Origin of the sequence: Lelliottia sp. F153 (assembly GCF_002870005.1) — a bacterium.
Classification (GTDB): Bacteria; Pseudomonadota; Gammaproteobacteria; order Enterobacterales; family Enterobacteriaceae; genus Enterobacter; species Enterobacter nimipressuralis.
The window spans coordinates 290,700-312,054 of record NZ_PKFT01000001.1 but is presented as its reverse complement, the minus strand read 5'-3'; the positions used below and the strand labels follow the sequence as shown (position 1 = coordinate 312,054).

The window sequence follows — 21,355 nt, the reverse complement described above, 5'->3', positions numbered from 1 at the left end:
TGGCGGCTTCGTCTTATCCGGCTTAAATAAAAAACGCATAAAAAAACCGGCGAATTCGCCGGTTTTTTTGTAGGCCCGTTCAGCGTAGCGCCGCCGGGCATTAATGCCAGTTACAACAGCTCAGGGTACTTCGTCATCTTCAGCGCCAGTTCCACGCCGCGCACTTCCGCCATGCCTTTCAGGCGACCAATCGCCGAATAGCCGGGGTTGGTTTTCTTCCGCAGATCGTCCAGCATCTGATGTCCGTGGTCTGGACGGAACGGAATCGGACGCAAATCACCCGCTTTCTTACGACGCTGCTCTTCACCCAGAATCGCATCAACCACCGCCACCATATTCACGTCACCGCCAAGATGCGCCGCTTCGTGGAAGGTTTTCGGGTTATCTTCGCGACAGGTCGCGCGCAAGTGGGTGAAGTGAATGCGGTCGCCGAATGTTTCAATCATGCGTACAAGATCGTTATCCGCGCGTACGCCGTAAGAACCGGTGCACATGGTGAAACCATTGTTAATGCTGTCGACGGTCTCTTTCAGCCATTGCATATCTTCAATGGTTGAGACGATGCGCGGCAGGCCGAGGATTGGGCGCGGTGGATCGTCCGGATGAACCGCCAGACGTAAACCGCAGGCTTCTGCCACCGGCACAATCGCGCGCAGGAAGTAGGCCATGTTTTCGCGCAGCTGATTTTTGTCGATGTCGCCGTATTCCGCCAGACGTGCGCGGAACTGATCCAGCGTGTAACCCTCTTCCGCACCCGGCAGGCCGGCAATGATATTGCGGGTCAGCTTCTCGATATCCGCTTCCGTCGCCTCGTTAAACCATTTCAGCGCCTGCTGCTGCTCTTCGGCGGAATAGTCCGCGTCGGCGCCCGGACGCTTGAGGATGTGCAGCTCAAAAGCGGCAAAAGCAATTTGGTCGAAACGCAGGGCTTTAGAGCCGTCTGGCATCTGGTACTCAAGGTCGGTACGCGTCCAGTCCAGAATCGGCATAAAGTTGTAGCACACGGTATCAATACCGCAGGCCGCCAGATTGCGGATGCTTTGCTGATAGTTGGCAATCCAAGTGTCAAACTCGCCGGAATGGGTTTTGATGTCTTCGTGCACCGGGATACTTTCAACGACTGACCAGGTCAGCCCTTTTTCCGCCAGCAAAGCCTGCCGTTTTTTAATCTCTTCCAGCGGCCAGACCTGACCGTTCGGAATATGGTGCAGTGCCGTGACAACACCCGTTGCGCCAGCCTGACGCACATCATCAAGAGAAACCGGATCATTCGGCCCGTACCAACGCCAGGTTTGTTCCATTGCCTCACCCTCTAAAGTTGTTATACCAATATGATTGTTGCAATGACGACTACCATACATGTTTGTTTCAGACGGTCAATACAGGCGGCCGCATTGATTGATCGAACTCACAGAATCTGGATATTTACGGCTTACCAATTCAATTTGCTGTCATATAACTTTACACTGCCATTGTTAATTAATGGTTAATCAGGTGTGTATTTCATGAAGACAATTGCCTCCACCGCGCTCCCTTCTCATGTGCAACTGCCGCAGTTCAATCGTCAGCAGCTGCGCTCCCGCATCGTTCATTTCGGTTTTGGTGCCTTCCATCGCGCGCATCAGGCGTTGTTAACAAACCGCGTGCTTAACGCCAAAGGGGGCGACTGGGGGATCTGTGAAATTAGCCTGTTCAGCGGCGATACGCTGATGAGCCAGCTGCGCGCCCAGGATCATCTGTTTACGGTGCTGGAGAAAGGGGCCGAGGGTAATCAGCCGATTATCGTCGGGGCGGTGCATGAGTGCCTCAATGCCAAACTCGATTCGCTGGCAGCCATTATTGAAAAGTTCTGCGAGCCGCAGGTGGCGATTGTGTCGCTCACCATCACCGAAAAAGGCTATTGCATCGATCCGGCGACGGGCCGACTGGATACGCAAAATGCGCGCATCGTCCACGATCTGGAAAATCCGTCTGAGCCGCACTCGGCGCCGGGGATTCTGGTTGAAGCCTTATACCGTCGCCACGCGCGCGGACTGGCACCCTTTACCGTGCTCTCCTGCGACAACATTCCCGACAACGGTCATGTCGTGAAAAACGCGGTGCTGGGGATGGCGGAGAAACGCTCGCCTGAACTTGCCGCCTGGATTGCTGAGCACGTCAGCTTCCCCGGTACCATGGTTGACCGCATTGTTCCTGCCGCCACCGACGCATCGCTGGCTGAAATCACCCAGGAACTGGGCGTGGAAGATCCTTGTTCCATCAGCTGCGAGCCGTTTATCCAGTGGGTGGTGGAAGATAACTTCGTTGCCGGTCGTCCGGAGTGGGAACTGGCAGGCGTGCAGATGGTGCAGGACGTTTTACCCTGGGAACAGATGAAGCTGCGTATGCTTAACGGCAGCCACTCCTTCCTGGCGTATCTTGGTTATCTTGCCGGTTATGCTCACATTAATGAGTGCATGGAGGACGACGCGTTCCGCAAAGCCGCGCGCCGCCTGATGCTGGATGAACAGGCTCCCACTCTGCGGATTACTGACGTTGACCTGACGGGATATGCCGACAGCCTGATCGACCGCTTTGCCAACCCTGCTCTGCAGCATCGCACCTGGCAGATCGCGATGGATGGCAGCCAGAAATTGCCGCAGCGTATGCTTGAGGGCGTACGGGTTCATTTAGCACGTGAGAGCGGCTGGCCGCTGCTGGCGCTGGGTATCGCGGGCTGGATGTGCTACGTCAGCGGTGTGGATGACAACGGCAACGCCATTGATATTCGCGATCCTCTCAGCGATAAAATTCGTGCACTCGTAGAAACCAGTAGCGAAGAGGAGCGCGTCAACGCCCTGCTGACGTTGGGTGAAATTTTTGGCACCGATCTGCCCCAGCATCCGCAGTTCCTCGAGGCCATTCGTAAGGCGTATCAACGTATTGCTCAGCAGGGGGCGCGCCAGGCTGTGATGGACGCCGTGACGATTTAACCGTTCATGCGCTTAAAGCGGACGGGGAACACTCCGTTCGCTCCTGCCCTTCCCAATACTCTCTTTTTTCGCCAGGATAATAATCATTGTTCGTGCATGATGATTATCTCCTGGAGTTCACGTGACCAAAACTAACCTGGTAACCGGCTTTCTCGGCAGCGGTAAAACCACCTCAATCCTTCATCTGCTGGCTAACAAAAATCCGGCGGAGAAATGGGCCATACTGGTTAACGAATTCGGCGAGATTGGGATTGACGGCGCACTGCTGGCTGACTCGGGCGCGCTGGTCAAAGAGATCCCCGGTGGATGCATGTGTTGCGTCAACGGCTTGCCGATGCAGGTCGGTCTCAACACCCTGCTGCGTCAGGGCAAACCGGACCGGTTGATCATTGAGCCGACCGGTTTAGGCCATCCCAAACAAATTCTCGATCTGCTTACTGCTCCGGTGTATGAGCCCTGGATCGATCTGCGTGCGACGCTGTGTATCCTCGACCCACGCCAGCTACTGGAAGAGAAAGTAGTACGCAATGAAAACTTCCGCGACCAGCTGGCTGCCGCCGATGTCATTGTGGCGAATAAAGAGGATCGCGCATCCCAGGAGAGCCGTGACGCCTTTGACTTCTGGTGGCAGAATTTTGGTCACGATCGCCAGTTCGTGCTGGCCACCCAGGGGAAAATTGATAATACCCTGCTCGACCTGCCGCGTCGGAATTTGACAGAATTGCCTGCCAGTGCCGCGCACTCACACGCGCATGTGGCGCAAAAAGGGCTGGCAGCCCTGAGCCTGCCAGAACATCAGCGCTGGCGTCGCAGCCTCAACAGCGGGCAGGGTTATCAAGCCTGTGGCTGGATTTTTGATGCCGATACCTGCTTTGACACCATTGGCATTCTGGAATGGGCACGCCTCGCGCCGGTGGATCGCGTGAAAGGCGTGATGCGCACACCGGACGGGCTGGTGCGCATTAACCGTCAGGGCGCCGATTTTTTCATTGAAACGCAAAATGTCGCCCCGCCCGACAGCCGAATAGAGTTAATTAGTGCGGTTAATACTGACTGGAACGCACTTCAGGCCAGCTTGTTGAAGCTTCGTTTAAGTTCGAGCCACTAACGTTGCCGGGACTTAACTGCTATGCATATGACGATGATTAAAAAAATCCCCCTGATATTACTGCTTAACGCCGCCGGTCTGGCGCTCTTCTTATCCTGGTATTTGCCAGTGAACCATGGTTTCTGGTTCCCGGTGGATTCCGGGATTTTCCACTTCTTCAATGAACAGCTGGTGAAAAGCAAGGTGATCCTGTGGCTGGTGGCAATCACCAACAATCGCGCCTTCGATGGCTGTTCTCTGCTGGCGATGGGCTGCTTAATGCTCTCATTCTGGCTGAAAGAAGATGCGACAGGACGCCGCCGAATCATCCTGATTGGCCTGGTGATGCTGCTCACCGCCGTGGTGATTAACCAGCTGGCGCAGGGGCTGATGCCGGTCAAGCGTTCCAGTCCTTCACTCTTCTTCCCAAATATTCATCGGGTGAGTGAATTACTGAATATCTCGACCAAAGACGCATCGAAAGACAGTTTCCCTGGCGATCACGGAATGATGCTGCTTATTTTTGCCTCTTTCATGCTGCGCTATTTTGGCAAAAAAGCCTTTGCGGTTGCCCTGATTATTGTTGTGGTTTTTGCCTTCCCGCGCGTAATGATCGGCGCTCACTGGCTAACGGATATTGTCGTCGGTTCACTTTCTGCTGTGCTGATTGGTGTACCGTGGGTCTTATTGACACCACTCAGCGACCGTCTGATTGCGCTATTTGATCGCTATCTTCCGGGCAAAATGCAACAAACAGAAAACAAATAACCAACCTAAATTAACATTATCCATCAGGGATCATTTTCGATCCCTGATGTTTTTCCCGCCGCCACCGCCCTATTTTGTCATCTTCTCGTAATATCATTCATCAGCTAAATGAATGCGTTGCGTGAGTTTTAACCTAAACTGGCGCTATTTTATGCAATCCCGGTTAATCACTTTCTCTATCACAATTTCTTATAAAAAATCGGATATTTTTGCTCGCATTGACTAAGGCGATCGGGTAATCTCGAACTCGTTTTGCCTCACAGAGATAATTATTCTCAGGGTGAATAAGTTTGTGCGTTAGAGCACAGATTTGACCATAAAGAATTGTCTCATTGTGCGCAGGTATTTAGTCTCGTCACGTTTGGCATTTTTATAACGATATTTATCGTTAAGGACTTCAAGGGAAAATAATCAAAATGGTCAAATCTCAACCGATTTTGAGATATATCTTGCGGGGAATCCCGGCAATAGCAGTTGCGGTACTGCTGTCTGCATGTAGTTCGACAAACACCGCGAAGAATATGCATCCTGAGACGCGTGTTGTGGGCATGGAAGATGCCTCGTCACTGCAAGCCTCTCAGGATGAATTTGAGAACATGGTACGTAATCTGGACGTGAAGTCCCGCATTATGGACCAGTATGCTGACTGGAAAGGCGTGCGCTATCGTCTTGGCGGCAGCACCAAAAAAGGTATCGATTGTTCCGGTTTTGTACAGCGTACATTCCGCGAGCAGTTTGGCTTAGATCTGCCTCGTTCGACTTACGAACAGCAGGAAATGGGTAAATCCATCTCGCGTACAAAATTGCGTACCGGTGATTTGGTTCTGTTCCGTGCAGGTTCTACCGGCCGACACGTCGGTATCTACATCGGCAACGACCAGTTTGTTCATGCCTCCACCAGCAGCGGTGTCACGATTTCCAGCATGAATGAACCCTACTGGAAGAAGCGCTACAACGAAGCGCGCCGTGTACTGAGTCGCAGTTAATCTGTTGTGTTGTTGGTTATCCCTTGGCTGGCAACACAATAAAAAATAAGCACTGCTTCGGCAGTGTTTTTTTTTGCCCGTTTAACCCCGTGCGCTCTGCCTTCACAGATGACTGGTTGCAAAAAACCAGGCTATAGTCTTGTAAATACGTAAGATTAGTCGTCCTGCCGGAATCACGACGATCCAGGAACAATGACGTTTATGCTCACTCGTTTCTTTTCCACCAGCCGCAAAGTTCTGACAGGCAGCATCCTCGCGGGCATTATCGTTGCCCTACTCTGTGGAATGTTGCAGTTTTTTCTGAGCTATCATAAGCGGGAAGCGAAATTCGATACCCTGATCGTTGACCTTCGGGTCTACATGGAGAGCTATTTCTCTGAGCTGAAAACCTCGATTGATACCCTCCAACCCTTCACGCTGAGCAGTTGCCAGGATGTGAGTGCGGAGCTAACGTCCCGCGCCGCCTTTAGCGTTAACGTTCGCGCATTTTTACTGGTCCGCGATAACACCGCATTTTGTTCTTCCGCCACCGGGCCAATGCGTGTCACGATGAAGGAGCTGATACCCGATCTGGATACCACCAAATCCGTTGATATGGTGCTGCTGCCCGGTACGCCAATGCTGCCAGACAAGCCCGCTATCGCCATCTGGTATCAAAACCCGCTGGTCAAAGGCGACGGGGTATTTACGTCAATCAACATCAATTTAACGCCCTATTTGCTCTATACCTCACGTCAGGATGAGTTTGCCGGTATTGCGGTGATGATTGGCAATAAAGCGTTATCCACCTTCTCGAACCATCTGCTGAACGTCCAGGATATGCATGAAACCGCTATCCGCACCGCCATGCTGAAAACGGTTCCGCTCACCATCAAGGTGTATGCGCAGAAGTGGACGCCCTATGAAATTCTGTTCGCCCTGCTCTTCGGCCTGATATGCGGTATTGCGGCGGGAACCCTCTCTTTTTATATTCTCACCATCCGTTTGCATCCCGGAAAAGAGATCCTTTCGGCCATCAAACACGGTCAGTTCTCTGTGGTGTATCAGCCGGTTGTTGATACAAAAGAGCTGAAGATGCAGGGCTGCGAAGTGCTGATGCGCTGGAAACACCCGACGATGGGTGAAATTCCGCCGGACGCCTTTATCAACTTCGCAGAAGCGCAAAGACTGATTGTCCCGCTGACGCTGCATCTTTTCGATCTGATCATCCGCGACGCGGCGCTGCTGCAAACCGTGCTGCCGCCGGGCGCCAAGCTGGGCATTAACATCGCGCCGGGCCATCTGCATTCGGACAGTTTTAAAGATGACATGCGCAACTTCGCGGCGTCGCTGCCGCCAGACCACTTCCAGGTGGTTCTGGAAATTACCGAACGCGACATGATTAATCAGCTCGAAGCGGCCCCGTTATTCGAGTGGTTGCATCACGAAGGCTTTGAAATCGCGATAGATGATTTTGGTACCGGCCACAGTGCGCTGATTTATCTGGAGCGGTTCACGATGGATTACCTGAAAATCGATCGCGGTTTTGTGAACGCCATTGGTACGGAAACGGTCACGTCTCCGGTGCTGGATGCCGTGCTGACGCTCGCCCGACGGCTGAACATGGTCACCGTTGCTGAAGGTGTCGAAACGCCGGAGCAGGCCGCCTGGCTACGCCAGCATGGGGTAAACTACCTGCAGGGCTACTGGATCAGCCGCCCAATGCCGCTGGCACAATTCCTGAAATGGCAGCCCGATTTCGTCAAGGACAGTGAATAATTTCACAATGACCGTTTCGTCACTTATGATTCAGCTACACCAGACGCCTCACTATGGGTGAGCCAGAATAAAAGAGGGATACGCTGCCAATGACTATGCGCTTTGTTTTGCTGTTAATGGCGTTATTCAGCGTGACCTGCCAGGCGCAGAGTATTAAAGAGAGCTACGCGTTCGCCGTGCTCGGCGAGCCGAAGTATGAAGCGAACTTTACCCACTTCGATTACGTCAATCCTGCGGCTCCCAAAGGCGGTACCATCACCCTCTCCGCCCTCGGGACGTTTGATAACTTTAACCGTTTCGCCCTGCGCGGTGTCGCCGCCGAACGCACCGATGCCCTGTATGACACGCTGTTTGTCACCTCGGATGATGAGCCAGGCAGTTACTACCCGCTGATCGCTGATTCCGCGCGCTACGCGGATGATTTTTCTTGGGCGGAAGTCACCCTCAACCCACGCGCCCGTTTTCACGACGGTTCCCCGGTAAAAGCCAGTGATGTGGCCTTTACCTTCCATAAGTTTATGACTGAAGGGGTGCCGCAGTTCCGCCTGGTATTCAAGGGCGCGACCGTCAAAGCCATCGCCCCGCTGACCGTGCGCATCGAATTGGCAGAGCCGGGTAAAGAGAGCATGCTGAGTCTTTTCTCACTCCCGGTAATGCCTGAATCGTTCTGGAAAAATCATAAGCTGAGCGACCCGATCGCCACGCCTCCGCTGGCGGGTGGCCCTTACCGCATCACCCGCTGGAAGATGGGGCAATATCTGGTCTATTCCCGCGTCAAAGACTACTGGGCGGCTAATTTGCCGGTCAACCGGGGGCGCTGGAATTTCGATATGATTCGCTACGACTACTATCTGGACGACAATGTCGCCTTCGAGGCGTTTAAAGCCGGGGCATTTGACCTGCGCGCAGAAGTCAGCCCGAAAAACTGGGCGACGCGCTATATAGGCAAGAATTTTTCTAACCATTTCATCGTCAAAGACGAGCAAAAAAATGAATCCGCGCAGGACACGCGCTGGCTGGCATTCAATATTCAGCGTCCGGTCTTTGCCGACCGGCGCGTGCGTCAGGCAATCACGCTGGCGTTTGACTTTGAGTGGATGAACAAGGCGCTGTTTTACGGGGCTTACAGCCGCACCAACAGCTATTTCCAGAATACGGAATACGCAGCCCGCCAGTATCCCGATGCCGCCGAGCTGACCCTGCTTGCGCCGCTAAAAGCTGAAATACCGCCGGAGGTTTTCACCAGTATCTTTGAGCCACCAACCTCAAAAGGGGATGGCTACGACCGTGACAACTTGCTTAAAGCCAGCAAACTGCTCGACGACGCGGGCTGGGTGCTTAAAAACCAGAAACGGGTAAATACGCAGACCGGTAAACCCCTCAGCTTTGAGCTGCTGCTCTCCTCCGCCGGTAATAATCAGTGGGTATTGCCGTTCCAGCACAATCTGGAGCGTTTGGGCGTCACCGTGGAGATTCGTCAGGTTGATAACGCGCAAATCACCAACCGAATGCGCAACCGCGATTACGACATGATGCCGCGCGTCTGGCAGGCACAGCCGTGGCCAAACACCAATCTTCGTATCTCGTGGGCGTCGGAATACATCAACTCGACCTACAACGCGCCGGGCGTTAAAAGCCCGGTCATCGACAACCTGATAAACCAAATCATTGCCGCGCAGGGCGATAAGACGAAGCTGGTCCCTCTGGGCCGTGCGCTCGATCGCGTCCTGACCTGGAACTACTACATGCTGCCGATGTGGTTTATGGGGGAAGATCGACTGGCCTACTGGGACAAATTCTCTCAGCCATCCATTCGTCCAATCTATTCCCTGGGGCTAGATAACTGGTGGTATGACGTCAATAAAGCCGCCAAACTGCCCGCTGAACGGCGTTAAGGAATACAGATGGGTGCTTACCTGATTCGCCGTTTACTGCTGATAATCCCCACCCTGTGGGCGATTATCACCATTAACTTTTTCATTGTGCAGATTGCGCCGGGCGGCCCGGTCGATCAGGCCATTGCCGCCATTGAGTTTGGCAACAGCAGCGGCCTACCGGGCGGCGGAGGCGAAGGCCTGCGCGCCAGCCACGCACAAACCGGCACCGGAAATATCAGTGAAAGCCATTATCGGGGGGGACGCGGCTTAGATCCTGAGGTGATCGCTGAGATCACCCACCGCTACGGTTTCGACAAACCCATTCACGAGCGCTATTTCAAAATGCTCTGGGACTATATCCGCTTCGATTTCGGCGACAGCCTGTTCCGCAGCGCCTCGGTGATCCAGCTCATTAAAGACAGCCTGCCGGTGTCGATCACCCTCGGATTGTGGGGGACGCTGATTATCTACCTGGTGTCGATTCCGCTTGGGATCCGCAAAGCGGTGCACAACGGCAGCCGTTTCGATATCTGGAGCAGCACCTTCATCATTATCGGGTACGCGATCCCGGCGTTTCTGTTCGCCGTGCTGTTGATTGTCTTTTTCGCTGGCGGCAGCTATTTCGACCTCTTCCCTCTGCGTGGACTGGTGTCAGCTGATTTCAGCTCGCTGCCCTGGTATCAGAAAATCACCGATTATCTCTGGCATATCACCCTGCCGGTGCTGGCGACGGTGATTGGCGGGTTTGCCGCCCTGACGATGCTGACCAAAAACGCCTTTCTGGATGAGATCCGCAAACAGTATGTGGTAACCGCGCGGGCTAAAGGGGTAAGCGAAAAACAGATCATGTGGAAACATGTGTTCCGCAACGCCATGCTGCTGGTCATCGCCGGTTTTCCGGCCACTTTTATCAGCATGTTTTTCACCGGCTCGCTGCTGATTGAGGTGATGTTCTCCCTCAATGGCCTCGGCCTGCTCGGCTATGAAGCCACCGTGTCGCGCGACTATCCCGTGATGTTTGGCACACTCTACATTTTCACCCTGATTGGCCTGCTGCTGAATATTGTCAGCGATATCAGCTATACGCTGGTCGATCCTCGTATTGATTTTGAGGGCCGCTGATGCCGCATTTAAGCCCCGTCAACCAGGCCCGCTGGGCACGTTTTCGCCACAATCGTCGCGGCTACTGGTCGCTGTGGATCTTCGCCATCCTGTTTATCCTGAGCCTCTGTTCAGAGCTGATTGCCAACGACAAACCGCTGCTGGTGCATTTCAACGATCGCTGGTACACGCCGGTACTCACCAACTACAGCGAAAGTGATTTTGGCGGGCCCTTTGCCACACCGGCTGACTATCAGGACCCGTGGCTGCGCGATCAGCTCGACAATCACGGCTGGGTGTTGTGGGCGCCCATTCGCTTTGGCTCGAACAGTATCAACTTCTCCACCTCTACTCCCTTCCCTTCTGCGCCCTCCGCGCAAAACTGGCTGGGGACGGATGCCAACGGCGGCGATGTGCTGGCACGCATCCTTTACGGCACGCGGATATCCATTCTCTTCGGCCTGATGCTGACGCTGTTTTCGAGCGTAATGGGAGTTGTCGCGGGCGCGGTACAGGGTTATTACGGCGGTAAAATCGATCTCTGGGGCCAGCGTTTTATCGAGGTCTGGTCGGGCATGCCGACGCTGTTTTTGATTATATTGCTCTCGAGCGTGTTACAGCCCAACTTCTGGTGGCTGCTCGGTATCACTGTGCTGTTTGGCTGGATGGCGCTGGTGGGCGTGGTGCGCGCCGAGTTTTTGCGCACCCGTAACTTTGATTACATTCGTGCGGCGCAGGCGCTAGGGGTGAGCGATCGCAGCATCATTTTCCGCCACATGCTGCCCAACGCGGTGGTCGCGACCCTGACCTTCCTGCCCTTTATTCTGTGCAGTTCGATAACCACCCTCACCTCTCTTGATTTTCTCGGTTTCGGCTTGCCGCTTGGCTCACCGTCACTGGGCGAGCTGTTGCTGCAGGGGAAAAACAATCTCCAGGCGCCCTGGCTTGGCATTACGGCGTTTCTGTCGGTGGCCATACTGCTCTCGTTACTGATTTTTATTGGCGAAGCGGTCCGCGATGCCTTTGATCCTAATAAGGCGGTATAAGATGACGCAGCCTCTGCTTAGCATCGAAAATCTCTCCATCGCATTCACTCAGCAAGGTGAAACGCGCGAAGTGGTGAGCGATTTATCCCTGCAAATCCAGGCGGGCGAGACGCTGGCGCTGGTGGGCGAATCCGGCTCTGGCAAAAGCGTCTCGGCGCTGTCTGTTCTGCGCCTGCTCCCCTCCCCGCCGGTGGTCTATCCGCAGGGCGATATTCTGTTTCACGGCCAGTCACTGCTTCACGCCGATGAACACACTCTTCGCGGCGTGCGCGGGAACAAAATCGCGATGATCTTCCAGGAGCCGATGGTCTCCCTCAACCCGCTGCATACTCTGGAAAAACAGCTCTATGAGGTACTATCCCTGCACCGGGGAATGCGTAAAGAGGCCGCACGCGGCGAGATTCTGGACTGCCTTGAGCGTACCGGGATCCGTAACGCCGCCAGACGCCTGACCGATTTCCCGCATCAGCTGTCGGGCGGTGAGCGCCAGCGTGTGATGATTGCGATGGCGCTGCTGACGCGCCCGGAGCTACTGATTGCCGATGAGCCGACGACTGCGCTGGATGTCACCGTGCAGGCGCAAATCCTGCAGCTTTTGCGCGAACTGCGCGAAGAGCTGAATATGAGCCTGCTGTTTATCACTCATAACCTCAGCATCGTGAAGAAACTCGCGGATAACGTGGCGGTGATGCAAAACGGTCGCTGTGTGGAGCAGAACACGGCGACCGCCCTGTTCCACGCGCCGCAGCACCCTTACACACAGCGTTTGCTCGACAGCGAGCCGTCGGGCGATCCCGTCCCGCTGACCGCGGGCAGCAAACCGCTGCTGAACGTCGAAAACCTGGCCGTCGCGTTCCCGGTGCGTAAAGGCATTTTCCGCCGCGTGGTGGCGGAGAATACGGTGCTGAAGAACGTCAGCTTTTCTCTGCGCCCAGGCGAAACGCTGGGGCTGGTGGGGGAATCGGGTTCGGGGAAAAGCACTATCGGTCTGGCGCTGTTACGCCTGATCAATTCTCAGGGGACGATTCTGTTCGACGGCAAACCGTTGCACAGCTGGAATCGTCGCCAGATGTTGCCCGTTCGCCCACGGATGCAGGTGGTGTTTCAGGACCCGAACTCGTCTCTCAATCCGCGGCTGAACGTACTGCAAATCATCGAGGAGGGGTTGCGCGTTCATCAGCCTGCGCTGAGCGCCCGCCAGCGGGAAGAGGAAGTGATTCGGGTGATGCAGGAGGTGGGGCTGGATCCGGAAACGCGCTATCGCTACCCGGCGGCTTTTTCCGGTGGTCAACGCCAACGCATCGCCATCTCAAGAGCCCTGATCCTGAAACCGGAGCTGATTATTCTGGATGAGCCGACATCGTCCCTGGACCGCACCGTGCAGGCGCAGATTCTGGCGCTATTGAAGGGACTCCAGGAAAAGCATCGCCTGGCCTATATCTTTATCAGCCACGATCTGCAGGTGGTGCGGGCGTTATGCCATCAGGTGATAGTGCTGCGACAGGGAGAGGTGGTCGAGCAAGGGGATTGTCAGCGCGTGTTTGCCGCGCCGACGCATGACTACACGCGTCAGCTGTTAGCGCTGCGCTGACGCTCAGAAAGGATGCTGGCCGGAGAACGGCTCGGCGATCGCGACGCCAAAGTTTTTCAGGCGGCAGGTCGCCGCAAATTCATCCTGGCTGTTAACAAACAGGCAGGGTTCGCCTTCACACTCCAGCACGGAGCTGACGACTTCGATATCGGTCAGTGCCTGGCTCAAACGCTCCATCACCGGCCATGCGTTTTCATCGTCCGGGCTGAGCAATTTCAGCGCCACCAGACAGTTATCGCCCTCTTTTCCACTTTGCGGAATCGGTTCAACTTTCGAACCTGCAAAACCCGCCGACCAGCGATAGCTCTGGGGCAAGCGATGGACTATGGAGAGTTGTAATGTATTCACGTTCTTTCCCCGGAAGCCAAAAAAGCCTTCACAATTTATTTACATTTATAGTAACACATCGTTGCTAACCTGCCGTTATTTTCCTGAAAAACCGTTCACAGCCGTATGTTACGGGCTTTAGCGTCTCATTTTTCAGGGCATTATTTAGTGAGTTACAGGCTCGCTTTGGCGGTATATGTACCCGTTTCTGCGATCTAACTCAACCTTTTTAACTACAACGATGTGACTTTTTACATAAATAGATTTTACATAAAAGAAACAAACAAGGGGTAAACAAACGCAGGTTTGGTTGACGCGTATCAAAAAAAGGGGCCGCATTGGCCCCTTTTCTGTTATCAGCTTGCCGTTTTTCGCGGCCGACTGGCGTAGAGATAGAAGAGAATGGAGCAGGTCGCGCAAAACGCGATTGACCAAATCATCGGCCAGGCGGTGTTAAAGGTCGCCATGGAGAGCAGCGCCCCGACAATCGCACCAATCCCGAAGCGGAAGGTTCCCGCCAGCGATGAGGCCGTCCCCGCCATATGCGGAAACTCATCAAGGATAACGGCCATCGCATTGGATGACACCATTGACACGCAGCCAACAAACGCCGCCACGCCGACCACCAGCGCCCAGAAACCGACGCCAAAGAAGGCGCTGAGCACCATCCAGACAGCCATCACAAACTGGATCCACAGCCCGGCGCGGAACATATTCAGCGCCCCTGCCCGGCGAACAAAGCGGCTGTTAATGATGGTCATCACAAACAGGAACACGATGTTCAGGGCGAAGTAGTAGCCAAAATGCTGCGGCGAAACGTGGTTGATCTCGATGTAAACAAACGGCCCGGCGCTCAGGAATGAGAACATCCCCGCAAAGCTGAAACCGCTCGCCAGCATATAGCTCAGCACACGTTTATGGCGAAACAGTGAGGCGAAGTTGCCGATGGTGGTGCGAATATGAAACTTCTGCCGACGTTCCACCGGCAAGGTTTCGTCGATAAAGAAGAAGATCATCGCCGACGCCAGCAGCGCTGCGATCGCCAGGATCCAGAAGATGGCGTGCCAGCTAAACCACACCAGCACCGCGCCACCGATCATCGGCGCCAGTAGTGGCGCGATGGTAGTGACCAGCATGACGAAGGACATCATGCGCGAGAACTCTTCTTTCGGATAGATATCGCGCATCAGGGCGTTAATCACCACGCTCGCCGCCGCAGCCGCCAGGCCGTGGAAGAATCGCATGATTATCAGATGATCGATGGTCTGCGCCAGCGCACAGGCCACCGCCGCCCCTGCAAACACCAGCGTTCCCCCGAGGATCACCGGCTTACGGCCAATGCTGTCTGCCATCGGGCCGTACAATAACTGCCCGACGGCGAAACCGAGGATATAGGTACTGAGCGTCATTTGCGCGCTGCCTGCCGGAACGCCAAACTGCGCGGAAATCACCGGCAGTGCGGGCAGGTACATATCGATCGACAGCGGCATCAGCATGGCCAGCAGGCCAAGGATAAATACGATGCTAATTGACGAGTGTGGCCTGGTGGTCACAGTGTGCTCCTGAAATTAGCGGGAAGGCATGCCAACGCTGGCAATCTCTTCTTCCGTTAACGGGCGGTATTCACCGGGTTCAAGCTCGGGATCGAGGGCGATTTCACCAATGCGTTCGCGGTGCAGCCCAACCACACGGTTGCCGACGGCGGCGAACATACGCTTCACCTGATGGTAACGGCCTTCGCTGATGGTCAGACGCACTTCGGTCGGGGTGATCACGTCCAGCTGCGCGGGTTTGGTCAGATCTTTTTCATTATGCAGCTGCACGCCTTTGGTAAACTGCTCGGCGGTATCGTCAGACACCGGTGATTCGAGCGTAACCAGATAGGTTTTTTCGCAGTGATGACGCGGAGACGTAATGCGGTGCGACCACTGGCCGTCGTCGGTCATCAGCACCAGACCGGTGGTATCAATGTCCAGACGCCCCGCCGCATGCAGCTTGTGCGCGACAGGTTCATCCAGGAAATAGAGCACCGTCGGGTGATCCGGGTCATCCGTCGAGCACACGTACCCTTCCGGCTTATTGAGCATGAAATAGCGCGGGCCATTCTGCTGGGTCAGCGTGTTGCCGTCGTACTCCACCTCATGTTCTGGCTGGAGTTTGAAAGCGCTCTCTTTCACAATATCGCCATCCACGGTAACGCGGCTGGCGCGAATTTCACGCCCGGCAATAGCGCGGCTTACGCCGAGTTGCTGAGCGATAAACTTATCAAGTCGCATGAAATCTTATAGCCTTTATGGTGCTGGAAGTCGGACAACATGTCCGAAAAAGAAGCAGTCAAGAACGGTCCAGTATAGCGGTCTGGTTGCGCCACTCAAGGGAAAAAGTTTCGTGGCATACTATGTGCGTGATAACAAAATCGAGAGCTCATGACTTTTACACTTCGCCCCTATCAGCAGGAAGCCGTTGACGCCACCCTCGCCTGGTTTCGCAAGCACACTGAACCTGCCGCCATCGTCCTGCCCACTGGAGCGGGCAAAAGCCTGGTAATTGCCGAACTGGCACGGCTGGCGCGTGGCCGGGTGTTGGTACTGGCCCACGTCAAAGAGCTGGTAGCGCAAAACCATGCCAAATACTGTGCTTTGGGTCTTGAGGCCGATATCTTCGCCGCCGGGCTGAAACGCAAAGAGAGCCACGGCAAAGTGGTGTTTGGCAGCGTGCAGTCGGTCGCACGAAACATGGTGCATTTTCGCAATGAATTCTCGCTATTGATTGTCGACGAGTGTCATCGGATCAGCGATGACGATGAGAGCCAGTATCAGCAAATCCTTAATCATCTGAAAACAGTAAACCCGCAGGTTCGCCTGCTGGGGCTGACCGCTACGCCCTTCCGCCTGGGCAAAGGCTGGATCTATCAGTTCCATTATCACGGCATGGTGCGTGGCGACGAAAAAGCCCTGTTTCGCGATTGCATCTATGAGCTGCCCCTGCGCTACATGATTAAGCACGGTTATCTGACACCACCCGAACGGCTGGACATGCCGGTCGTGCAGTATGATTTCAGCCGCTTGAAGGCCCAGAGTAACGGGCTGTTTAGCGAAGCGGATATGAACCTGGAGCTGAAAAAACAGCAGCGCATCACCCCGCATATCATCAGCCAGATCGAAGAGTTCGCCCAGACGCGCAAAGGGGTGATGATTTTCGCGGCCACCGTCGAGCACGCCAGAGAGATAACCGGCCTGCTTCCGGCCGACGACGCGGCGCTGATCACCGGTGAAACGCCAGGACCGGAGCGCGACACGCTGATCGACGCCTTTAAAGCACAGCAGTTCCGCTATCTGGTGAATGTCTCGGTGCTGACCACCGGGTTTGACGCCCCGCACGTGGATCTGATTGCGATTTTGCGCCCGACCGAATCCGTCAGCCTCTATCAGCAGATTGTTGGCCGTGGGCTGCGGCTGTCTCCCGGCAAGACCGACTGTCTGATTCTTGATTACGCGGGGAACCCGCACGATCTCTATTCACCGGAAGTGGGTACGCCAAAGGGCAAAAGCGGGAACGTCCCGGTGCAGGTTTTCTGTCCCGGCTGCGGTTTCGCCAATACCTTCTGGGGAAAAACCACTGCCGACGGAACCCTGATTGAGCATTTTGGCCGCCGCTGCCAGGGCTGGTTTGAGGATGATGACGGTCATCGCGAACAGTGCGATTACCGTTTTCGCTTTAAAAACTGCCCGCAGTGTAACGCCGAAAATGATATTGCCGCGCGGCGCTGTCGCGAATGTGACACGGTGCTGGTCGATCCCGATGACATGCTAAAAGCCGCGCTGAAGCTGAAAGACGCGCTGGTGCTACGCTGCTCGGGCATGGCGCTACAGCCCGGCGCCGACGAGAAAGGCGAATGGCTGAAAATCACCTATTACGATGAGGACGGCGCAGACGTCAGCGAGCGTTTTCGTCTGCATACGCCCGCCCAGCGCACGGCTTTTGAACAGCTGTTTATTCGCCCGCATACCCGCACGCCAGGTGTGCCATTGCGCTGGATAACGGTCGCCGACATCGTCCATCAGCAGGTATTGTTGCGCCACCCGGATTTTGTCGTCGCGCGCAAAAAAGGCCAGTTCTGGCAGGTGCGTGAGAAGGTCTTCGATTACGAAGGGCGTTTCCGTCGGGCCAATGAATTGCGCGGTTAAGGGCACTTTTGATTGATGTGACGGGCGTTTGAGTATAAAATGCCGCCCGCTTCACATCCGTGAGGCAGAACACTCACCTGCTGCTGGGTCGCCTGTAGCAGGACTTATTTACAGAGAGAAATCAATGTTTACTATCAATGCAGAAGTACGTTCTGTGCAGGGTAAGGGTGCGAGCCGCCGCCTGCGCGCAGCTAACAAATTCCCGGCTATCATCTATGGTGGCGATGCTGCTCCAGTAGCAATCGAGATGGACCAGGACAAAGTCTGGAACCAGCAGACTAAAGAAGGTTTCTACACCGAAGTTCTGACTATCGTTATCGATGGCAAAGAAGAAAAAGTGAAAGTTCAGGCTGTTCAGCGTCACCCGTTCAAGCCAAAACTGTCTCACGTCGACTTCGTTCGCGCTTAATCGCCAACAAGTTGAGAAAAACCCCGCATTGCGGGGTTTTTTTATGGCTGTTATTTACCGCCAGACGTACGGCGTTGCAGCTGGTCGCGCAGGTTCGGCGGTGTACCTTTGATGGTTAAGGTGTCCGTCGCCGGGTCCCAGAAAATGCGCTCGCCCAGCAGCATAGCATCGAAGTTCACCGTTAACCCGCCGCCGCTACCGGCAAATTTGGTGAGCTGACGCAGGGTGCTGCGATCCGCCGGGAAGCTCTCTTCCAGTTCGTAGCCTTTATCCGCCGTAAACTCGTGGAAGCTGACCTCGCTGACGCCAGAAAGCTCTTTGGATAGCGACTCCAGCTCAATCTCTTCGCCCGCCTGCAGCTGTTCGTTGCAGTAGCTGTAAACCTGCTGACGCACGTTCTGACGCTCGGATTTATCGAGCTGCGCTTCCGCGGTGAAATCATCCACGGCCTGCAGCAGCCCTTTGTTCTGTGCTTTCGCGTTCAGACCTTCGCTGGCGCCGAGGAAGTCCATGAAGAAATCGGCGACTTTACGGCCCACGCGCCCTTTCAGGAACGTCAGATATCGCGTTGATTCCGGGTTGGTTTCCCATTCGGTCAGATCGATTCGCGCCACGATATCGGCGTGGTTGATATCCAGATAATGTGTGGAGCTGATATCCATCTGCTCGTTGACGCGCATGCTGCTCAGATTGCTGAGCACCGTGACCAGCAGGTACTCCACGGCGAGATAGCGGTACTGACAAAACAGTACGATACCGCCGTCAGCGAACGGATATTTTGCCAGCTCGTCACGCAGACGCCCAGTTGCCGCGCGGCTGAACGCCAGAAAATCCTCTTCGCCCTGGCGTTGCAGACGCAGGCTTTCGGCCAGCTCACTCTCGTCGTTGAACATGCCATAGGCTTTATTTTTAGCGCTGTAGACGCGGTGTAGCTCCGCCATCATTTCCGTAACGGTAGGCGTTGGTTCCAGTAACGAATCGCGAAGCACCAGCTCCAGGGTTTGCTCATCACGCTTGATAAGCTGGTGCAAGGCAATCTGGTTGATATCCAGACTCATGATAAACTCTCCTTTAAGACCGGGCGGTATTCAACCACCACCCACGCATGTGTGCAATAGAAGATAAAAAAGGGGAAAAAAAGCTGTTGCTACGGTAATATGTTGCCCTCTCATCAACAAACTGATTTCGATTTATGCCACAACATTCCCGCTATAGTGATGAACACGTTGAACAACTGCTCAGTGAGCTGGTCAACGTACTTGAAAAACATAAAACGCCGACCGATCTCTCCCTGATGGTTCTGGGAAATATGGTCACCAACCTTATCAATACCAGCGTTGCTCCGGCCCAACGTCAGGCGATCGCAAAATCATTCGCCCACGCGTTGCAGTCCTCCGTCAGCGACGACCAGGCGCATTAAGGGAAACGAACGACAGTCTATGGTGACGAATCGTCAGCGCTACCGTGAAAAAGTCTCCCAGATGGTTAGCTGGGGGCACTGGTTTGCCTTGTTCAACATTCTGTTGGCCATGGTACTCGGCAGCCGTTATCTGTTAGTGGCCGACTGGCCGACGACCTTAACCGGGCGCATTTACTCCTGGATAAGCGTTGTCGGGCACTTTAGCTTTTTGGTCTTCGCCACTTATCTGCTGATTCTGTTCCCTCTGACGTTTGTCGTGATGTCGCAGAGGCTGATGCGGTTTTTATCCGCAATACTCGCCACTGTCGGCATGACCCTGCTGCTGATCGACAGCGAAGTTTTCACCCGTTTTCACCTCCATCTCAATCCCATCGTCTGGGAACTGGTGATCAATCCCGACCAGAACGAAACCGCGCGTGACTGGCAGCTGATGTTTATCAGCGTGCCGATTATCCTGCTGATTGAGATGCTGTTTGCCACCTGGAGCTGGCAAAAACTGCGAAGCCTCACCCGCCGTCGCCACTATGCCCAGCCCGTTGCGGCGCTGTTTTTCGTCGCGTTTATCAGCTCCCATATTATGTACATCTGGGCGGATGCGAACTTCTATCGCCCGATTACAATGCAGCGCGCCAACCTGCCGCTCTCCTATCCGATGACGGCACGCCGCTTCCTGGAGAAACACGGCCTGCTGGATGCGCAGGAATATCAGCGCCGTCTGGTGGAACAAGGTAATCCGGAAGCCGTGTCGGTCCAGTATCCGCTGAGCGAGTTACGTTATCGCGATATGGGTCAGGGCCAGAACGTTCTGCTTATTACCGTCGACGGTCTGAACTACTCCCGTTACGAGAAGCAGATGCCTGCGCTTGCACAGTTTGCCGAGCAGAACATCAACTTCACCCAGCATATGAGCTCGGGAAATAACACCGACGCCGGTATTTTTGGTCTGTTCTACGGCATATCCGCCGGCTATATGGACGGCGTGCTTTCCGCCCGAACGCCTGCGGCGCTGATTACCTCCCTGAACCAACAGGGTTACCAGCTGGGACTGTTCTCCTCTGACGGTTTCAGTAGCCCGCTCTATCGCCAGGCACTGCTGTCTGATTTCTCACTGCCGCCTGCGCAAAATCAGACTGACGAACAGACTGCCGGTCAGTGGGTAAACTGGCTCAATCGTTACGCGCAAGAAGATAATCGCTGGTTCTCATGGGTGGCCTTCAACGGCACTAACCTTGATGACAGCAATCAAAAAGGCTTTGTCCGCCGCTACAGCCGCGCGGCCGGCAATGTCGATGATCAGATTGCGCGCGTGATTAACGCCCTGCGCGAATCCGGCAAGCTGGATAATACCGTGGTGATTATCACTGCGGGCCACGGCGTGCCGCTGGGCGATGAAGCGACGGACATGAACTGGTCGCGCCCTAACCTGCACGTTCCGCTGGTCGTACACTGGCCGGGCACACCGGCGCAGCGCATCAATATGCTGACAGATCACAAAGATGTGATGACCACGCTGATGCAACGTCTGCTGCACGTCAGCACACCGGCGAATGAGTATTCTCAGGGTCAGGATCTGTTCAGCGCTACGCGTCGCCATAACTGGGTGACGGCAGCCAGCAACAACACCCTGGCAGTGACTACGCCAGCACTGACGCTGGTGCTCAACAGCAACGGCAATTACCAGACGTATAACCTGCAGGGTGAGAAAATTCACGACCAAAAACCGCAGCTGAGCCTGTTGCTACAGGTGCTCACTGACGAGAAACGGTTTATCGCTAACTGATTAATTTTAAATCAGTTAGCGTGGTACACTCTTGCATTCAGAATGC

At 54.8% G+C, this 21,355-nt stretch carries 18 protein-coding genes; 13 read left to right on the top strand and 5 right to left on the bottom strand.

Translation table 11 applies throughout. The features are described 5' to 3' along the window. Nucleotides 1-110: 110 nt before the first annotated feature. Nucleotides 111-1,301: a mannonate dehydratase gene (gene uxuA / locus F153LOC_RS01455; RefSeq protein WP_102104871.1), complete on the bottom strand. Its 1,191-nt coding sequence runs from the start codon at nucleotides 1,299-1,301 to the stop codon at nucleotides 111-113. A gap of 204 nt (nucleotides 1,302-1,505) precedes the next feature. On the opposite strand from uxuA, the gene F153LOC_RS01450 reads away from it, so the two are divergent. The 9 genes from F153LOC_RS01450 to yejF all read left to right on the top strand — a co-directional run bounded on the left by F153LOC_RS01450 (nucleotide 1,506) and on the right by yejF (nucleotide 13,186). Beyond that, on the top strand, nucleotides 1,506-2,972 hold the full coding sequence (locus F153LOC_RS01450) for a mannitol dehydrogenase family protein (protein WP_102104872.1): 1,467 nt from the start codon (nucleotides 1,506-1,508) through the stop codon (nucleotides 2,970-2,972). A 121-nt stretch (nucleotides 2,973-3,093) separates the two neighbouring features. Beyond that, nucleotides 3,094-4,080 (top strand): GTP-binding protein, encoded by a 987-nt coding sequence (locus F153LOC_RS01445; RefSeq protein ID WP_102104873.1) that lies wholly within the window; start codon nucleotides 3,094-3,096, stop codon nucleotides 4,078-4,080. A gap of 33 nt (nucleotides 4,081-4,113) precedes the next feature. Further along, the gene (locus F153LOC_RS01440; RefSeq protein ID WP_102105006.1) at nucleotides 4,114-4,827 is read left to right on the top strand and encodes a phosphatase PAP2 family protein; all 714 of its coding nucleotides are present in this window, start codon (nucleotides 4,114-4,116) and stop codon (nucleotides 4,825-4,827) included. A gap of 416 nt (nucleotides 4,828-5,243) precedes the next feature. Next, nucleotides 5,244-5,813, top strand: coding sequence for a bifunctional murein DD-endopeptidase/murein LD-carboxypeptidase (gene mepS / locus F153LOC_RS01435; RefSeq protein WP_100779505.1), 570 nt, complete (start codon nucleotides 5,244-5,246; stop codon nucleotides 5,811-5,813). 201 nt (nucleotides 5,814-6,014) lie between these two features. Next, nucleotides 6,015-7,571 carry a cyclic di-GMP phosphodiesterase gene (locus F153LOC_RS01430; RefSeq protein ID WP_102105007.1) on the top strand — a complete coding sequence of 519 codons (1,557 nt, stop codon included), beginning with the start codon at nucleotides 6,015-6,017 and terminating at the stop codon, nucleotides 7,569-7,571. A gap of 89 nt (nucleotides 7,572-7,660) precedes the next feature. Further along, on the top strand, nucleotides 7,661-9,466 hold the full coding sequence (locus F153LOC_RS01425) for an extracellular solute-binding protein (RefSeq protein WP_102104874.1): 1,806 nt from the start codon (nucleotides 7,661-7,663) through the stop codon (nucleotides 9,464-9,466). Between the two features lie 9 nt (nucleotides 9,467-9,475). Further along, complete coding sequence (locus tag F153LOC_RS01420) at nucleotides 9,476-10,570, top strand: microcin C ABC transporter permease YejB (RefSeq protein WP_100779503.1); 1,095 nt, start codon at nucleotides 9,476-9,478, stop codon at nucleotides 10,568-10,570. After that, entirely contained in the window at nucleotides 10,570-11,595 is a 1,026-nt protein-coding gene (locus F153LOC_RS01415) for an ABC transporter permease (protein WP_102104875.1), read from the top strand. The genes F153LOC_RS01420 and F153LOC_RS01415 overlap by 1 nt, the downstream gene beginning before the upstream one ends. A 1-nt stretch (nucleotide 11,596) precedes the next feature. Next, complete coding sequence (gene yejF / locus F153LOC_RS01410) at nucleotides 11,597-13,186, top strand: microcin C ABC transporter ATP-binding protein YejF (RefSeq protein ID WP_102104876.1); 1,590 nt, start codon at nucleotides 11,597-11,599, stop codon at nucleotides 13,184-13,186. 3 nt (nucleotides 13,187-13,189) lie between these two features. On the opposite strand, the gene F153LOC_RS01405 is transcribed toward yejF, so the two are convergent. From F153LOC_RS01405 to rsuA, 3 genes are all read right to left on the bottom strand, one after another. Then, complete coding sequence (locus F153LOC_RS01405; protein WP_100779500.1) at nucleotides 13,190-13,534, bottom strand: YejG family protein; 345 nt, start codon at nucleotides 13,532-13,534, stop codon at nucleotides 13,190-13,192. A gap of 335 nt (nucleotides 13,535-13,869) precedes the next feature. Beyond that, a complete protein-coding gene (locus F153LOC_RS01400) occupies nucleotides 13,870-15,066 on the bottom strand; it encodes a Bcr/CflA family multidrug efflux MFS transporter (protein ID WP_100779499.1) in 1,197 nt (398 codons plus the stop codon). A gap of 15 nt (nucleotides 15,067-15,081) precedes the next feature. Continuing rightward, nucleotides 15,082-15,789, bottom strand: a complete 708-nt coding sequence (gene rsuA / locus F153LOC_RS01395; RefSeq protein ID WP_102104877.1) for a 16S rRNA pseudouridine(516) synthase RsuA — start codon at nucleotides 15,787-15,789, stop codon at nucleotides 15,082-15,084. Nucleotides 15,790-15,939: 150 nt separating this feature from the next. Here rsuA and F153LOC_RS01390 point away from each other — a divergent pair, with 150 nt between their 5' ends. Continuing rightward, nucleotides 15,940-17,700, top strand: a complete 1,761-nt coding sequence (locus tag F153LOC_RS01390; protein ID WP_102104878.1) for a DEAD/DEAH box helicase — start codon at nucleotides 15,940-15,942, stop codon at nucleotides 17,698-17,700. A 124-nt stretch (nucleotides 17,701-17,824) separates the two neighbouring features. Next, nucleotides 17,825-18,109 carry a 50S ribosomal protein L25 gene (gene rplY / locus F153LOC_RS01385; RefSeq protein WP_100779496.1) on the top strand — a complete coding sequence of 95 codons (285 nt, stop codon included), beginning with the start codon at nucleotides 17,825-17,827 and terminating at the stop codon, nucleotides 18,107-18,109. 50 nt (nucleotides 18,110-18,159) lie between these two features. Here the strand turns inward: rplY and yejK are convergent, their stop codons facing one another. Continuing rightward, complete coding sequence (gene yejK, locus F153LOC_RS01380) at nucleotides 18,160-19,167, bottom strand: nucleoid-associated protein YejK (protein ID WP_100779495.1); 1,008 nt, start codon at nucleotides 19,165-19,167, stop codon at nucleotides 18,160-18,162. Between the two features lie 134 nt (nucleotides 19,168-19,301). Here yejK and F153LOC_RS01375 point away from each other — a divergent pair, with 134 nt between their 5' ends. Together F153LOC_RS01375 and yejM are read left to right on the top strand one after the other, a co-directional pair. Beyond that, entirely contained in the window at nucleotides 19,302-19,529 is a 228-nt protein-coding gene (locus F153LOC_RS01375) for a YejL family protein (protein ID WP_100779494.1), read from the top strand. A gap of 19 nt (nucleotides 19,530-19,548) precedes the next feature. Beyond that, nucleotides 19,549-21,309, top strand: a complete 1,761-nt coding sequence (gene yejM / locus F153LOC_RS01370; RefSeq protein WP_102104879.1) for an LPS biosynthesis-modulating metalloenzyme YejM — start codon at nucleotides 19,549-19,551, stop codon at nucleotides 21,307-21,309. Nucleotides 21,310-21,355: the final 46 nt, after the last annotated feature.

What these genes read in the sequence shown, in the direction of transcription:
- uxuA (WP_102104871.1), bottom strand. Translation starts at nt 1,301, where the DNA reads ATGGAACAAACCTGGCGTTGGTACGGGCCGAATGATCCGGTTTCTCTT.
- F153LOC_RS01450 (WP_102104872.1), top strand. Translation starts at nt 1,506, where the DNA reads ATGAAGACAATTGCCTCCACCGCGCTCCCTTCTCATGTGCAACTGCCG.
- F153LOC_RS01440 (WP_102105006.1), top strand. Translation starts at nt 4,114, where the DNA reads ATGATTAAAAAAATCCCCCTGATATTACTGCTTAACGCCGCCGGTCTG.
- mepS (WP_100779505.1), top strand. Translation starts at nt 5,244, where the DNA reads ATGGTCAAATCTCAACCGATTTTGAGATATATCTTGCGGGGAATCCCG.
- F153LOC_RS01430 (WP_102105007.1), top strand. Translation starts at nt 6,015, where the DNA reads ATGCTCACTCGTTTCTTTTCCACCAGCCGCAAAGTTCTGACAGGCAGC.
- F153LOC_RS01425 (WP_102104874.1), top strand. Translation starts at nt 7,661, where the DNA reads ATGACTATGCGCTTTGTTTTGCTGTTAATGGCGTTATTCAGCGTGACC.
- F153LOC_RS01420 (WP_100779503.1), top strand. Translation starts at nt 9,476, where the DNA reads ATGGGTGCTTACCTGATTCGCCGTTTACTGCTGATAATCCCCACCCTG.
- F153LOC_RS01415 (WP_102104875.1), top strand. Translation starts at nt 10,570, where the DNA reads ATGCCGCATTTAAGCCCCGTCAACCAGGCCCGCTGGGCACGTTTTCGC.
- yejF (WP_102104876.1), top strand. Translation starts at nt 11,597, where the DNA reads ATGACGCAGCCTCTGCTTAGCATCGAAAATCTCTCCATCGCATTCACT.
- rsuA (WP_102104877.1), bottom strand. Translation starts at nt 15,789, where the DNA reads ATGCGACTTGATAAGTTTATCGCTCAGCAACTCGGCGTAAGCCGCGCT.
- F153LOC_RS01390 (WP_102104878.1), top strand. Translation starts at nt 15,940, where the DNA reads ATGACTTTTACACTTCGCCCCTATCAGCAGGAAGCCGTTGACGCCACC.
- rplY (WP_100779496.1), top strand. Translation starts at nt 17,825, where the DNA reads ATGTTTACTATCAATGCAGAAGTACGTTCTGTGCAGGGTAAGGGTGCG.
- yejK (WP_100779495.1), bottom strand. Translation starts at nt 19,167, where the DNA reads ATGAGTCTGGATATCAACCAGATTGCCTTGCACCAGCTTATCAAGCGT.
- F153LOC_RS01375 (WP_100779494.1), top strand. Translation starts at nt 19,302, where the DNA reads ATGCCACAACATTCCCGCTATAGTGATGAACACGTTGAACAACTGCTC.
- yejM (WP_102104879.1), top strand. Translation starts at nt 19,549, where the DNA reads ATGGTGACGAATCGTCAGCGCTACCGTGAAAAAGTCTCCCAGATGGTT.